The 15,008-nt window shown below is 45.9% G+C and carries 16 protein-coding genes; 15 read left to right on the top strand and 1 reads right to left on the bottom strand.

Features of this window, described 5'->3' with window-relative positions; genetic code table 11:
• The 5 genes from murD to ftsZ all read left to right on the top strand — a co-directional run bounded on the left by murD (position 1) and on the right by ftsZ (position 6,560).
• Positions 1 to 1,356, top strand: coding sequence for a UDP-N-acetylmuramoyl-L-alanine--D-glutamate ligase (gene murD / locus G5B12_RS11925; RefSeq protein ID WP_174088348.1), 1,356 nt, complete (start codon positions 1 to 3; stop codon positions 1,354 to 1,356).
• A gap of 55 nt (positions 1,357 to 1,411) precedes the next feature.
• Positions 1,412 to 2,512, top strand: coding sequence for an FtsW/RodA/SpoVE family cell cycle protein (locus G5B12_RS11920; protein ID WP_021977878.1), 1,101 nt, complete (start codon positions 1,412 to 1,414; stop codon positions 2,510 to 2,512).
• 27 nt (positions 2,513 to 2,539) lie between these two features.
• On the top strand, positions 2,540 to 3,820 hold the full coding sequence (gene murA, locus G5B12_RS11915) for a UDP-N-acetylglucosamine 1-carboxyvinyltransferase (protein ID WP_330597710.1): 1,281 nt from the start codon (positions 2,540 to 2,542) through the stop codon (positions 3,818 to 3,820).
• Positions 3,817 to 5,157: a cell division protein FtsQ/DivIB gene (locus G5B12_RS11910; RefSeq protein ID WP_021977876.1), complete on the top strand. Its 1,341-nt coding sequence runs from the start codon at positions 3,817 to 3,819 to the stop codon at positions 5,155 to 5,157. Before murA ends, G5B12_RS11910 begins: the two co-directional genes overlap by 4 nt.
• Before the next feature lie 251 nt (positions 5,158 to 5,408).
• Positions 5,409 to 6,560, top strand: coding sequence for a cell division protein FtsZ (gene ftsZ, locus G5B12_RS11905; protein WP_118070617.1), 1,152 nt, complete (start codon positions 5,409 to 5,411; stop codon positions 6,558 to 6,560).
• Between the two features lie 75 nt (positions 6,561 to 6,635).
• On the opposite strand, the gene G5B12_RS11900 is transcribed toward ftsZ, so the two are convergent.
• Complete coding sequence (locus G5B12_RS11900) at positions 6,636 to 6,959, bottom strand: DUF1540 domain-containing protein (RefSeq protein ID WP_021977874.1); 324 nt, start codon at positions 6,957 to 6,959, stop codon at positions 6,636 to 6,638.
• 444 nt (positions 6,960 to 7,403) lie between these two features.
• Here G5B12_RS11900 and infC point away from each other — a divergent pair, with 444 nt between their 5' ends.
• The 10 genes from infC to G5B12_RS11850 form a co-directional block, all read left to right on the top strand.
• Positions 7,404 to 7,898, top strand: a complete 495-nt coding sequence (infC, locus tag G5B12_RS11895) for a translation initiation factor IF-3 (protein ID WP_021977873.1) — start codon at positions 7,404 to 7,406, stop codon at positions 7,896 to 7,898.
• An 83-nt stretch (positions 7,899 to 7,981) separates the two neighbouring features.
• Positions 7,982 to 8,179, top strand: a complete 198-nt coding sequence (gene rpmI, locus G5B12_RS11890; protein WP_019162770.1) for a 50S ribosomal protein L35 — start codon at positions 7,982 to 7,984, stop codon at positions 8,177 to 8,179.
• 33 nt (positions 8,180 to 8,212) lie between these two features.
• On the top strand, positions 8,213 to 8,569 hold the full coding sequence (gene rplT / locus G5B12_RS11885) for a 50S ribosomal protein L20 (RefSeq protein ID WP_015526090.1): 357 nt from the start codon (positions 8,213 to 8,215) through the stop codon (positions 8,567 to 8,569).
• Between the two features lie 236 nt (positions 8,570 to 8,805).
• Positions 8,806 to 9,966 carry an ABC transporter substrate-binding protein gene (locus G5B12_RS11880; protein ID WP_118070619.1) on the top strand — a complete coding sequence of 387 codons (1,161 nt, stop codon included), beginning with the start codon at positions 8,806 to 8,808 and terminating at the stop codon, positions 9,964 to 9,966.
• A 96-nt stretch (positions 9,967 to 10,062) separates the two neighbouring features.
• Positions 10,063 to 10,947, top strand: a complete 885-nt coding sequence (locus tag G5B12_RS11875; protein ID WP_015526088.1) for a branched-chain amino acid ABC transporter permease — start codon at positions 10,063 to 10,065, stop codon at positions 10,945 to 10,947.
• A gap of 10 nt (positions 10,948 to 10,957) precedes the next feature.
• Positions 10,958 to 12,031: a branched-chain amino acid ABC transporter permease gene (locus tag G5B12_RS11870; protein WP_022426434.1), complete on the top strand. Its 1,074-nt coding sequence runs from the start codon at positions 10,958 to 10,960 to the stop codon at positions 12,029 to 12,031.
• 2 nt (positions 12,032 to 12,033) lie between these two features.
• Positions 12,034 to 12,792, top strand: coding sequence for an ABC transporter ATP-binding protein (locus G5B12_RS11865; RefSeq protein ID WP_015526087.1), 759 nt, complete (start codon positions 12,034 to 12,036; stop codon positions 12,790 to 12,792).
• Between the two features lie 14 nt (positions 12,793 to 12,806).
• Positions 12,807 to 13,517, top strand: a complete 711-nt coding sequence (locus G5B12_RS11860) for an ABC transporter ATP-binding protein (protein ID WP_021977871.1) — start codon at positions 12,807 to 12,809, stop codon at positions 13,515 to 13,517.
• Between the two features lie 10 nt (positions 13,518 to 13,527).
• Complete coding sequence (locus G5B12_RS11855; protein ID WP_015526085.1) at positions 13,528 to 14,148, top strand: cytidylate kinase-like family protein; 621 nt, start codon at positions 13,528 to 13,530, stop codon at positions 14,146 to 14,148.
• 104 nt (positions 14,149 to 14,252) lie between these two features.
• On the top strand, positions 14,253 to 15,008 hold a 756-nt coding region (locus G5B12_RS11850), incomplete at its 3' end, for a polysaccharide deacetylase family protein (protein ID WP_244096088.1).

The raw sequence follows: 15,008 nt of genomic DNA, 5'->3' as shown, positions 1-15,008 counted from the left end.
ATGGATTTAAAAGGAAAAAAAGTTCTCGTTTTCGGAGCCGGAAAAAGTGGCATTGGTGCCGCTGACCTGCTTGGAAGTGTAGAAGCACAGCCGATAATCTATGACGGAAATGAAAACCTTGATAAAGAAGCGGTTTTACATAAAACAAACGGAACATACACCCCGGAGATCTGGGCCGGTGCTTTTCCGGAAGGAGAGATGGAAAGTCTTGATCTCGTAGTGTTAAGCCCGGGAGTTCCAACAGATCTTCCACTGGTAAAGAGCTTCTACGAAAAAGGCCTTCCGGTATGGAGTGAGGTAGAACTTGCCTACCGTACAGGAAAAGGCGAGGTTCTTGCAATTACAGGAACCAACGGCAAGACAACAACAACAGCTCTCCTTGGAAAGATTATGGGAGATGCCCGTGAATCTGTATTTGTTGTAGGAAATATCGGAACTGCATATACATCAAAATCACTGGAGACGCGTGAGGATTCTGTAACCGTTGCGGAGATCAGCAGCTTCCAGCTGGAGACTATCGAGCAGTTCCGCCCGAAGGTCAGTGCGATCCTCAACATTACAGAAGATCATCTGAACCGTCATCATACCATGGAAGAATACATCCGTGTAAAAGAGCTGATTACCAAGAATCAGGGACCAGAAGATGTATGTGTCCTGAATTATGAGGATGAAGTCCTCCGTAAATTCGGTGAGAACATCGTTCCGAAGGTGGTATATTTTTCAAGCCTGCGTAAACTGGATCAGGGTATCTATCTGGACGGAGATCAGATCATTCTGAAAACAGAAAAAGAAGAGATCCCGATCGTAAAGACAGGAGAACTTAAGATCCTTGGCCGTCATAATCACGAGAATGTAATGGCTGCAGCAGCCATGGCATATTATGCGGGAGTTTCTGTGGAAAGCATCCACAAGAGCGTATGCGAGTTTGTGGCAGTTCCTCACAGAATCGAGTATGTAACAGAGAAGAACGGCGTTGCCTATTACAACGATTCCAAGGGAACCAACCCGGATGCAGCCATCAAGGGAATTCAGGCTATGAACCGTCCGACTCTTCTGATCGGCGGTGGCTATGACAAGGAATCCAGCTATGACGAGTGGATAGAATCCTTCGACGGAAAAGTCCGTTATCTTGTTCTCATTGGCCAGACAAAAGAAAAGATCAAAGCAGCGGCAGAACGTCTTGGATTTACAGACATCATCCTCTGTGAGGATCTGAAAGAAGCAGTTCAGATTTGTGCGGAAAAAGCAAATCCAGGAGATGCGGTTCTTCTTTCACCGGCCTGTGCAAGCTGGGGACAGTTTGATAACTACGAACAGCGTGGCGACATGTTCAAGGAATATGTGAAAGCACTGTAATAATCCGAAAAATACATACATAAGCTGAAATAAAGACCACTGTGGAGGCCACAGCATGAAGGCAGAACAGAAACAGACCGGAAAGACTGATACCGTTCTCTGGGTTCTGGTTCTGATCCTTGTTGTGTTTGGCCTGGGGGCGCTTTTTTCGGCAAGCGAATATAATGGCAGAGTGCGTTTTCACGACTCTGCCTATTATTTTAAGAAGCAGCTCTTTGCCACGGCACTGGGGCTGCTTGTTATGTATCTGGCATCAAGGGTGGATTACCGCATTCCTGTGAAGCTGGCACCGGGCGCATATATTCTTTCACTTTTTCTCTCTACGGCAGTGCTGCTTTTCGGACAGGAGATTAACGGGTCGAAGCGGTGGCTGAACCTTGGGCCGCTGTCATTTCAGCCATCGGAGTATTCCAAGGTTGCGGTAATCCTTTTTCTCGTATGGCAGATCAGCCGGACAAAAAGCAAGACAACGGGGTTCTGGTTTATGTGCAGGACGATGATGACCCTGCTCCCGGTAGTTGGCCTGGTAGGTTCCAATAATTTAAGTACGGCGGTGATCATTCTAGGAATCGGTGTGATGCTGATCTTTGTGGCCAATCCCAGATATCTGCAGTTTCTGGCTCTGGGAAGTGCAGGAGTTGGATTTATTGCGGTTTTTCTTGCTGCGGAAAGTTACCGCCTGGAGCGTCTGGCGATTTGGAGGGATCCGGAAAAATATGAAAAAGGATTTCAGACCATACAGGGTCTGTATGCCATAGGAAGCGGAGGGATTTTTGGCAAAGGTTTCGGGAACAGTCTGCAGAAGCTGGGATTTGTACCGGAAGCCCAGAATGATATGATTTTTTCCATTGTGTGTGAAGAGACGGGAATTCTGGGGGCTTTTCTGGTACTTTTTCTGTTTGGGCTTCTGATCTGGAGGCTTTGTATGCTGGCACTGAACTGCCGGGATCTTAAGGGGACACTTCTATGCGCCGGAATCATGGCACATATGTCGATACAGGTAGTCCTGAATGTTGCGGTTGTAACAAATACGATTCCCAATACCGGGATCACGCTGCCCTTTGTAAGTTATGGCGGAACTTCCGTTGTTTTTCTTCTGGGGGAGATGGGGCTGGCTTTAAGTGTCAGCAGTCACAGACATGGAAGAATCACATAGAATAAAAAGTAAGAGGCCCTTTTAGGAGTGGAAGACTTGAATGAGATCGATGAGATCGTCGTAACCGGAGGCAGGCCGCTGCATGGGACTGTGCGGATCCAGGGGTCAAAAAATACGGCACTTCCGGTTATGGCGGCGGCCCTTTTAAGCTCCGGGACCAGTGTACTGCGGGAGTGTCCGAAGATCACAGATGTATTTTTGATGGAAAAAATCCTCCGGGAGCTGGGCGCGGAAACCTGGTGGGAGGATCATGACCTTTATCTGGACTGCAGTCATGCGGACGGTACCGTGATACCGGAATATTTTTCCGGAAAAATGCGTTCTTCTGTGATTCTGCTGGGGGCAATGCTTGGACGGAATGGGAAAGCACGGACCGGTTATCCGGGCGGATGTGTCATTGGCAAACGTCCGGTGGATCTTCATATACAGGTTTTACAGAAGCTTGGTGCCAGAATCGTGGAAAACGGGAATGAGATTCAGGCAACCTGTGGAAAACTGAAAGGAGCGGAAGTGATTTTTCCCAAAAGCAGCGTGGGAGCCACAGAACAGGGAATTCTGGCAGCCGTTCTTGCAGAGGGAAAAACCGTTTTTACGGGATGTGCCCGCGAACCGGAAATTACCTGGCTGTGTCAGTATCTGACAGGGATGGGGGCAAAGATTGAAATTCTGGAAAATGGAAGTATCTGTATCGAAGGTGTAAAGAAACTGCATCCCGGCAGCGGGACGATTCCCCCGGACCGTATTGTTGCCGGAACCTATCTTATGGCAGCGGCGGCCACCAGAGGAGAGATCATTCTGGAAAATCCGCCGATCGATGAAATGCATGCAATCCTGGAAGTATATCGGAAAATGGGTGGACAATGTCACCGGATAGGTGGTAAACTAATAGTCAACGGAAAAAATGCAGGTTTTCCTCTTGAACTTCTGGAGACAGACGTTTATCCTGGATTTCCTACAGATCTGCAGTCTCCTGCGATGGCAGTGCTGGTCACGATTCCGGGGGTAAGCAGAATCCGTGAGAAGATTTTTGAGGACAGATATAAACTGGCGTCATGGCTCTGTTATATGGGAGCGAAGATTGAGATCCGGGATGGAATGGCTGTGGTACACGGAGGTTATCCACTTCGGGGATGCATCGTGGAAGCAGAGGAACTCCGCGGAGGTGCGGCACTTGTGATCGCGGCGCTTGCAGCAGAAGGGGTTACCAGGATCAGAGGCTGCTCTTTTATTGAAAGAGGTTATGAACATATCTGTGAAGATTTGACTGCCCTGGGCGGTCTGCTGATAAAGGACAGAGGAACTTTATGAAAAAATCAAAAAAAAATTCGCTGGCAGCAGCCGGAATGATTCTGGTTCTGCTGCTGGCAGGTGTTATTTTCTTTTTTACTTATTATCAGGTTGATGAAGTACAGGTGATGGGAAGTAGCCATTATTCTGAGAAACAGATCAAGAAGATGGTCCTTCGGGGGCCGTTGGCATCCAATTCTGTTCTGGCACCCCTTCTTTACACCAAACAGAATACAAAAGATGTTCCTTTTGTGGATGGTTATACAGTGACCAGACTTAACCGTCACACCATTTGTGTCAGTGTGAAGGAGAAGGATATTGTCGGCTGTATTCCTTATCTGGACAGTTACATTTACTTTGACAGAAATGGAGTTTTTGTGGAAGGTTCCACAGAACGCAATGAGAAGATTCCGTTTTTTGACGGAATTAAAGTAAAAAAAGTAATTCTCAATGAGAAGCTTCCTATTAAGGATGAGACTGTGATGAACACAGCGGTGGCTCTGTCTACTATTTTTTCAAAAAATGACAAGGTTCCGGATCATATTGAATTCGGAGATGACGGGCAGATCAGCCTGGTTTACGGAGATATTACGGTCAAGCTTGGAAAGGACGAGTATCTGGAAGACAAAATGACCAGGGTACTTGCCATTCTTCCGCTGATTTCCGGAAAAAAAGGAATTCTCCACGCTGAAAATGTAAATGATAATTCCAAGACCATAACACTGGAGCAGGAACAGGATGAGAATCAGAATTCCGAAGAAACCTGGACAGGCGGTTATGATGAGGAAGGAAATTACACAGGCGAGGGCGAATACGACGAAAATGGCAATTATGTAGGGCCGAAGCCTCAGAGTGATCTGGAATATGCAAAGGAAAAATGGATCGGCGGATATGACGAAGAAGGTGACTACACAGGAAGCGGTGAGTATGACGCCAACGGTAATTATGTCGGAGAAGCACCTACGGAAGAGAGTATGGCTGCCAAGGGAAACTGGAAAGGTGGATACCGTGAGGATGGCGGTTATGATGGAACCAGCGAATATGACCGTGACGGTAATTATGTAGGAACACTTGAGGATTATCTGGCATCAGAAGAAGGCAACGGAGACGGGACAGATTCTGCGAATGCAGACTCTGGAAATGCGGATTCCGAAAGCGCAGATACCGGAAGTTCCGATTCTCAGAATACGAATTCAGAGGATTCCGAAAACGGAGATTACACTTCGGATGGAAGTACGGATAATATGGATGAGGATACTGATACAGAAACGGATTACAATAGTGATTATGGTGATGGATCTGATAATTATGACGAAAATCAGGACGGAGATTACAGTGATGCGTCCGATTACCAGTGAAGATAAAAAAATCCTTTCTTATATAAATACCAGTATTTGGGCATTTTGCCAGAGATTGTTTTGCAAATGTTTCTGTTAATAGAAACAGTGCCGAAATTTAGTGAAAAAAGTATAAAAAAACAAAATTAGTGGTTGATTAATTACCGAAAAAAATATATGATATAACTATGTGTATATGTAGCTTGGAATAGATTATTACACTGAATCGGATATCAGGTAGAAATAAAGGAGGAAGTACATTGTTAGAGATAATGACGAATGAGGCTGAGTCTTCTGCGAAGATTATTGTAATTGGAGTAGGTGGCGCAGGTAATAATGCAGTAAACAGAATGGTGGAAGAGGCCATTGGAGGAGTTGAGTTTGTAGGTGTCAATACCGATAAACAGGCTCTGACACTGTGTAAAGCTCCGACTGTACTTCAGATTGGTGAGAAAATTACGAAAGGTCTTGGCGCCGGTGCACAGCCGGAAGTTGGACAGAAGGCAGCTGAGGAGAGCATTGAAGAAGTTAAGAAGATCATTGAGGGAGCTGACATGGTTTTCGTTACCTGTGGTATGGGTGGCGGAACCGGAACCGGAGCTGCTCCTGTAATCGCCGGTGCGGCGAAAGAAATGGGTATCCTGACTGTCGGTGTTGTTACCAAGCCTTTCCGTTTTGAAGCTAAGACTCGTATGAATAATGCACTTGCGGGAATCGAGAATCTGAAGAAAGCAGTTGACACTTTAATTGTCATCCCGAATGACAAGTTACTTGAGATCGTTGACAGAAGAACAACCATGCCGGAAGCACTGCGTAAGGCTGATGAGGTTCTTCAGCAGGCAGTACAGGGTATCACAGACCTGATCAATCTGCCGGCACTGATCAACCTTGACTTTGCAGACGTACAGACTGTTATGACAGACAAGGGAATCGCTCACATCGGTATCGGTGAGGCAAGAGGTGATGACAAGGCTATGGAGGCTGTACAGCAGGCGGTATCTTCTCCGCTTCTTGAGACAACCATTAAGGGCGCTACGCATGTGATCATCAATATTTCCGGAGATATTTCTCTTATGGATGCCAACGATGCGGCAAGTTATGTTCAGGAACTTACAGGTGAGGATGCGAATATTATCTTTGGTGCCATGTATGATGATTCTGTTGCAGATTATGCAAGGATTACAGTTATTGCAACAGGTCTTACAGACAATAACCTTCAGAATACACCATTTGGAAACAGAGCTTCCAATTCTGTATTCGGAGCAGCCAAGAAGACAAGCCCGTCACCGGCAAGCAGCATGAATCTTAATATGCCGAGCTTCAGTCTGCCAACTATGAATTCCACACAGTTTGGTACTAAGGCACCGACAAGCACTGTTCAGAAAAAGGACATCCAGATTCCGGATTTTCTTAAGAACAGATAATAAATGAACATAATAAAATCCGGCAGAGGATCCATCTGGAATCCTGCCGGATTTTTTGGCTTTCAGTTCAGAATATCAGCATTTACAGCTGAAAGTATCACATTTTGTATCACAGCAGCGATGTGCATTATCACCGGATACATTGATGGAAGCTGCGGTACATTTGCAGTGCTCATTGTAGGTACAGTTGTGTGCTTTGCAGTCGATGTTAATGGTTTCACATCCACAACCGGAATCAGCAGCATTTGTTGCAGAATCTTCTTTCTGATCGCGGAAACTTTCACAGGCGGTATCATCTGCATAACGTGCATCTGCGCCTTCCACATTAATGGCACCTTTGGAACAGAGAGAATCTTTGTTATAGTAGCAGTTGTGTGCGGAACATTTAAGGATTGTCATAAAAGTGTCCTCCTGATAAATATGATTTTACCGGAAACCGTCAGCTGTCGGACTTTGAACATCTGATCAATGGTCCATGTTACAGTCTGTCTTATCGGATTCCGATGTTGGATAGTATGCCCGGAAAAAGAAAAACTCATACGCACAAATAAATACATAATAATATAAAAAAACAGTTGACAAACAGAAGATACCATGGTATTCTCTTAAAGTACGTAGCGAAAAGAAAGCAGAGTTCACTCTCACCTCAGCGCTGAAGATAAGCGACTCAGGTCAATATTGCACAGTACTGCGAACGGAGAGACTATCAGTCCGCAGGTGTAATTTTGAAGTGTGGACATCTGTCTGCGCTTTTTTTGTGCAGGAAGAAATCCCGGCACAGTATTGAGAAAGAAAAAATTAATTCTATCATGTTCATGGAGGTGTACAACAATTAGCGGTTTAATGATTAACGAACAGATCAGAGACAGAGAGGTACGCTTAATTGGTCCGGACGGAGCTCAGCTTGGAATCGTGTCCGCCAGAGAAGCGATGGCGAAAGCACAGGAGGCAGGACTTGACCTTGTAAAGATTGCCCCACAGGCGAAGCCGCCAGTATGTAAGATCATTGATTACGGTAAATACCGTTACGAACTTGCAAGAAAAGAAAAAGAGGCCAGAAAAAAGCAGAAAACCATCGATGTCAAAGAAGTGCGTCTTTCCCCGAACATTGATACGAATGATTTAAAGACGAAGGTAAATGCAGCAAGAAAGTTCCTTAGCAAGGGCGACAGAGTTAAGGTTACACTTCGTTTCCGCGGAAGAGAGATGGCACATATGTCCAGCAGCAAACATGTGCTTGACGACTTCGCAGATCTTCTGTCCGATATAGCGACTGTAGAGAAGGCTCCGAAGGTAGAAGGCAGAAGCATGACAATGTTTCTGACTGAGAAACGGTAGATATCTCAGTCTTCACGGCAACAGCCGGGCAGAACGGGATGTTATATAAAATTTAGAAGTACCAAATCAAGGAGGAATTCATAATGCCAAAAATTAAAACTTGCAGAGCAGCAGCAAAGCGCTTTAAAAAAACAGGTACAGGAAAATTAGTAAGAAATAAAGCCTACAAGAGCCATATCCTTACAAAGAAATCTCAGAAGAGAAAGAGAAATCTGAGAAAATCTACTGTTGTTGATTCTACTAACGTAAAGAGCATGAAGAAAGCATTACCATATTTATAAGATAGAGAAGACGAGCAGGAGGAGAATTAAGAAATGGCAAGAATTAAAGGCGGATTAAACGCAAAGAAAAGACATAACCGTACATTAAAACTGGCAAAAGGCTACAGAGGAGCCCGTTCCAAACAGTATAGAGTAGCAAAACAGTCTGTAATGAGAGCACTTACAAGCTCCTATGCAGGAAGAAAACAGAAGAAACGTCAGTTCAGACAGCTCTGGATCGCCCGTATCAATGCAGCTGCAAGAATGAACGGACTTTCCTACAGCAAAATGATGCACGGCCTTAAAGTTGCAAACATCGACATCAACAGAAAGATGCTTGCAGAGATGGCAGTTAACGATGCAGCAGGCTTCACAGCACTTGCAGAGATCGCTAAGAAAGCAATCGCATAAGTAAAGTATTAAGAGACGAAGAAGTCCAGGGAATTTTTCCCTGGATTTTTTTGTAAAAAAATTCAGACAATTTGCTGAAAAACGACACAAGCTGTACAGCGGACAAGTGTCCGCGTTGTGCAATCAGACGAAAAACAACAGATAACTAAATTTGCCCTTGAAATAAAAAATATGCGATGCTATAATTTTACCATTAAACATTAGTAACGCGACAAAGCGCAGGAGGAGAGATTATTATGAAGAATTGGAAGAAAGTAATCGGCGTTGCATCAGCAGCAGCTATGACAGCAGCTATGATGATGCCTACATCAGTTTTTGCGGCAGATGATGAGACATTTAAGATCGGTGTGATCGGACCGATGACAGGTGATTACGCACAGTACGGTACCAACGTATACAACGCAGCCAAGATCGCAGCAGATGAGATCAACGAGAACGGCGGATTCAACGGATATAAAGTAGAGATTCTTGACGCAGGTGATGACCAGGGAGATCCGGAGAAGGCTGTTAACGCATACAATGACCTGATCGATAAAGGAATGCAGATGCTCTGTGGAACTGTAACATCCGGTTCCTGTATCGCAGTAGGAGCTGAGGCAGCTGAGGATACATTCCTCTTCACACCATCCGCAACAGCACTTGACTGTATCACAGCAGGAACAAACGAGTTCCGTATGTGCTTCACAGACCCGGCACAGGGAACCAAATCTGCTCAGTACATTTCCGAGCACAAACTTGCAACGAAAGTAGCAGTACTTTATGATTCCGCTGCTGACTACAACTCCGGTGTACATGACGCATTCGTTGCAGCAGCTGCTGATGACGGACTTGAAGTAGTTGCAGATGAGGCTTACACAACAGACAGCAACACAGACTATTCTGTACAGCTTGCAAAGATCAAGAAGAGCGGCGCTGAGCTTCTTTTCCTTCCGAACTACTATTCCGACAATGCGCTGATCCTTCAGCAGGCATCTGAGGCAGGGCTTGACATTAAATTCTTTGGTGTAGATGGCATGGATGGTATCCTCAATGTAGAGAACTTCGATAAATCCCTTGCAGAGGGTGTTATGCTTCTGACACCATTCTCCGCAACAGCTACAGATGAGAAGAGCCAGAACTTCGTAAAAGCATACGGCGATGCTCACAACGGTGAGATCCCGAACCAGTTTGCGGCAGATACATATGATGTACTTTACGCAATGCAGCTTGCAGCTGACGATGCAAAGATCACACCAGATATGGAAAATGCAGACATCAGTGCAGCAATGAGCGCATCCATGGCAAACATCGAGCTTGACGGACTTACCGGAAAAGCAAAATGGACCGAGGATGGCGAGTGTGATAAAGAGCCGAAAGCATTCGAGATCAAAGACGGTGCTTATGTAGAGATGAAATAAGTAATTTCTGTTAACGTTAGGGGTCAGGGGACGGTTGCCTTTAGTGGAAATCGTCCCCTTTTTCCCTTATCAATAAACAATTAAAAGAGGTGCGTTATGAGTTTTATATCTTATTTAAAAGACGGCATCAGTCTTGGCAGTATCTATGCGATCATCGCGCTTGGATATACCATGGTTTACGGTATTGCCAAGATGCTGAACTTCGCACACGGAGATGTTATTATGGTAGGAGCTTATATCATTCTTACCTGTATCACAAGAGGCGGTATGTCACCGATTCTTGCAGTGATTCTTTCCGTTGTGATCTGTACACTGCTTGGTGTTGTCATTGAGAAGGTAGCTTACAGTCCGCTTAGAAAAGCTTCCTCAAACCTGGCCGTTCTGATCACGGCTATCGGTGTCAGTTATCTGCTTCAGAACCTGGCACTTCTGATCTTTGGCGCAGATGCCAAGAGTTTCGTAGCTGTTATCAAAGTTCCGTCCATCACACTGTTTGACGGTGAGCTTACCATCAAGGGAATCACCATTGTCACAATCCTTGCATGTATCATTATCATGGTGGGACTTTCCCTCTTTGTTAAAAAGACAAAACCCGGACGTGCCATGCAGGCTGTTTCCGAGGACAGAGATGCGGCACAGCTGATGGGAGTTAACGTCAATGCGACAATTTCCCTCACATTTGCCATCGGTTCCGGACTTGCAGCGATCGCAGGCCTTCTGCTCTGTCAGACTTATCCGACCCTGACTCCATACACAGGAGCCATGCCTGGTATCAAAGCTTTCGTAGCTGCGGTATTTGGTGGAATCGGTTCTATTCCCGGCGCCATGGTAGGCGGTATCCTTCTGGGAATCATTGAGATTTTCGGTAAAGCCTATATTTCTTCCCAGGTTGCAGATGCCATCGTATTTGCAGTCCTGATCGTCGTGCTTCTTGTAAAACCGACCGGATTGTTCGGCAAGAACATCCAGGAGAAAGTGTAAGGTGGCCGATATGAAGAATATGAAAAATAAAACAACAAAAAACAATATGATCAACTACGGAATCGTCATTGTACTCTTTGTGATCGTACAGGCGCTTTCTTCAACTGGAAATCTTTCCAGACTTCTGATGGGACTTCTTGTTCCACTTTGTGTTTATACCATTGCGTCAGTTTCCCTGAACCTGGTAGTCGGTTTTTCCGGTGAGCTGAGCCTTGGACATGCGGGCTTCATGTGCGTGGGAGCTTTTTCCAGTGCCCTGTTTTCACAGGTTGCTGCAGACTCCATTCCGCAGGTTCCTCGCTTTATCCTTGCAATCCTTGTAGGTGCGGCAGTTGCAGCACTGTTCGGTGTGATCATCGGTATTCCGGTACTTCGTCTCCGCGGTGACTACCTGGCTATTGTTACACTGGCTTTTGGTGAGATCATCAAGAACCTGATCAATGTACTTTACATTGGCGTGGATGACAAAGGACTTCACGTTGCAACCAGTGCAGCCGGTCTTCATCTGGAAGCCGGCGGAAAGCAGATTCTCAAAGGTGCCCTTGGTATTTCGGGAACAGCAACTCTTTATAAAGATATCAAGAATTACTTTTTCCTGATCGGCGTGATCCTGCTTCTTCTCACATTGTTTATTGTACAGAACCTTGTAAACTCCAGAAGCGGACGTGCTATTATGTCAACCAGGGACAACCGTATTGCAGCGGAGTCTGTAGGAATCAATATCACCAGATATAAGCTGCTGGCATTTACCATTTCTGCAGCCCTTGCAGGAGTTGCAGGTGTGCTGTATGCACATAACCTTTCTCTTCTTAAGGTTTCTGTATTCGATTACAATATGTCCATTCTGGTACTTGTGTATGTAGTGCTTGGAGGAATCGGAAATATCAGAGGATCTATCATTGCAACAATTATCCTCTATGCACTGCCTGAGCTTCTCCGTGGATTCGCAAACTACCGTATGCTGATCTACGCAATCGTGCTGATCATCATGATGCTCTTTAACTGGGCACCTGCAGCAAGAGACTGGAGAGCGCGCATGGTAGAGAAATTTAAAGGCAAAAAAGCGAAAAAGGAGGTGGCCTGATCATGGCAATGCTGGAAGTAAATAATCTGTCTATCCAGTTCGGCGGTCTTCGTGCTGTTGACGGCTTTAACATGACCATTGAGAAAGGACAGCTCTATGGACTGATCGGACCGAACGGTGCCGGTAAGACAACGGTGTTCAACCTTCTCACAGGCGTATACAAGCCAACAGAGGGAATCATTAAACTGGACGGCCAGGACATTACAGGAAAAAGCACCATCGAGATCAACAAGGCCGGAATCGCAAGAACTTTCCAGAATATCCGTCTTTTCAAGGATATGCCGGTTCTTGACAATGTAAAAGTAGGACTTCACAATCATCATCCATACTCCACACTGACCGGAATCTTAAGACTGCCGAAATATTATAAGGTAGAAAAAGAGATGAACGAACGTGCCATGGAGATCCTGAAGGTCTTTGACCTGGATAAGGAAGCAGACACTCTGGCAGGCAACCTGCCTTATGGTAAACAGCGTAAGCTGGAGATCGCCAGAGCCCTTGCCACAGATCCGAAGCTTCTTCTTCTGGATGAGCCGGCAGCCGGCATGAACCCAAATGAGACGCAGGAGCTGATGGATACCATCCGTTTTGTGCGGGAGCATTTTGATATGACAGTCCTTCTGATCGAGCATGACATGAAACTGGTCGGTGGTATCTGTGAGGAACTGACGGTTCTGAATTTCGGTCAGGTACTGATCCAGGGTGAGACATCTGCAGTACTGAAAGACCCGACTGTTATCACTGCATATCTGGGAGAGTAAGGAGGAACGAGACAATGGCAATGTTGGAAGTAAAGGACCTCCAGGTCTACTATGGTGTGATCCAGGCCCTGAAGGGAATTTCTTTTCATGTAAATCAGGGAGAGGTTATTGCGCTGATCGGTGCCAACGGTGCCGGAAAGACAACCACACTTCAGACACTTACCGGAATTCTTTCTCCGAAGTCCGGAAGCATTGTGTTTGAGGGAAAAGACCTCACAAGAACACCGGCCCATAAGATCGTAGAGATGGGTATGGCACACGTTCCGGAAGGAAGACGAGTATTTGCGGATATGTCCGTTTATGAGAATCTTCTTCTTGGAGCTTATACAAGAAAGGACAAGGCGGAGATCGCAGAGAGCCTTACCAGTGTATACAAGAGATTCCCGCGTCTGGAAGAACGTAAAGGACAGCGTGCCGGAACACTTTCCGGTGGTGAGCAGCAGATGCTTGCCATGGGCCGTGCGCTGATGAGCAAACCGAGGATCATTCTGATGGATGAGCCGTCCATGGGTCTGTCACCGATCTTTGTAAATGAGATCTTTGATATCATCCGTGAGGTAAGCGAGAGCGGCACAACCGTACTTCTTGTTGAGCAGAATGCGAAGAAAGCACTTTCCATTGCGGACCGTGCTTACGTTCTTGAGACAGGAAGCATCACCATGGACGGAAAGGCCGAGGATCTTCTGAACGATGAAGCGGTTCAGAAGGCATATCTTGGAGAGTAGGAGGAAAGACATGGATAATTTCGTAATTACCATTGCAAGACAGTATGGAAGTGGCGGACGTACCATCGGAGAGGAGCTTGCAAAGAAATTAGGGATTTCTTACTATGACAAGGATATCATCCGCATGGCATCCGAGGAGAGTGGCATTCATGAGCAGCTTTTTGGAAGGGCAGATGAAAATGTCAGCACAAAGCAGAGATTTTTTGCAAAGTCCGGAATCTACAAGGGTGAGCTGATCCCGCCTCAGAGCAAGGATTTCACATCCGATGAGAACCTGTTCAATTATCAGGCAAAAATCATCCGCCAGCTGGCAGAGACAGAGTCCTGTGTGATCATCGGACGTTGTGCAAACATGATCCTGAAAGACTATTCCAATGTTCTCCGTGTGTTTGTTTACGGAGACTGGGATTTCCGTATCCGCGAGGCAAGCAAGAAGCTCAGCGGAACCACAAAGGACATTGAGAAATTCATGCATAAAGATGACAAGCGCAAGGAAGATTTCTGCAAACGTTTCATGGGAGTTGACTGGGCAGATATGACGAAATACAATCTGTGCCTGGATAACGGTACCCTTGGCTATAAAAAATGCGTGGAAGAGATCGAGAGTGCACTTGAGATCCTGAAGAAATAAAAAGAAATTGCAGAGAATATTCCTCGGGGAAAGAACAGTAAGAAGTCTTTTCCCGGGGATTTTTTCATATATTGTGGAAAAGTATGTTTGATCCGGCGGGAGATATGGATAAGCGAAAAAAATATTTCCGGGCAGTGACAGTGGCGCTGCTGCTGATCGCGTTCAGTGGATATGGAAAAATTTCAGACCGTGCGTTTCGGATGCAGGTGGTCAGGATGATCGCCGGTGAGGGGATGATCCGGCTGGTGGAGGCGCAGTATGTGGGAAAAAGCAGTGGGCGGGAAAATAGGAGTTATGAGGAGGCAGAACAAAAAGCAGGAAATATTGGCAGTGTTCAGAAAAAATATGGACAAAAAGCAGCAGACCCGGTGGCGGAAACTTTGTCTGACAGGAAGGACAATGAGGACCGTCCCAGGGCAGCACTCACCTTTGACGATGGCCCCCATGCAACATATACACCCTTGCTTCTGGATGGCCTGCATAAGCGTGGAATTCATGCCACATTTTTTCTTATGGGAAAAAATATCGAGGGAAAAGAAGAAATCGTAAAACAGATGCAGAAAGACGGTCATCTCATCGGCAATCACACCTACGACCATGTACAGCTGGATAAGCTGCCCGGTGACCAGGCCTGCCAGCAGATTTTAAAGACAAATAATGAGATCTATGAGATCACAGGAGAATATCCTTTGTATCTTCGTCCGCCTTATGGAGCCTGGCCCAAAAATCTGGAACTCTGTGTGACCATGCTGCCGGTATTCTGGGATGTGGACACCCTGGACTGGAAATCAAAAAACGTCCAGTCGTGCGCCCAGCTAAGGGTGTGTAGTCAAGCCGGTGGGATTCCGGTTTATCCAAGG

The sequence above is a fragment of the Blautia sp. MSK.20.85 genome (genome assembly GCF_013317245.1).
GTDB lineage: Bacteria > Bacillota > Clostridia > Lachnospirales > Lachnospiraceae > Blautia_A.
The sequence above is the reverse complement of the archived record's forward strand: the minus strand, read 5'-3'. Positions and strand labels throughout refer to the sequence as shown.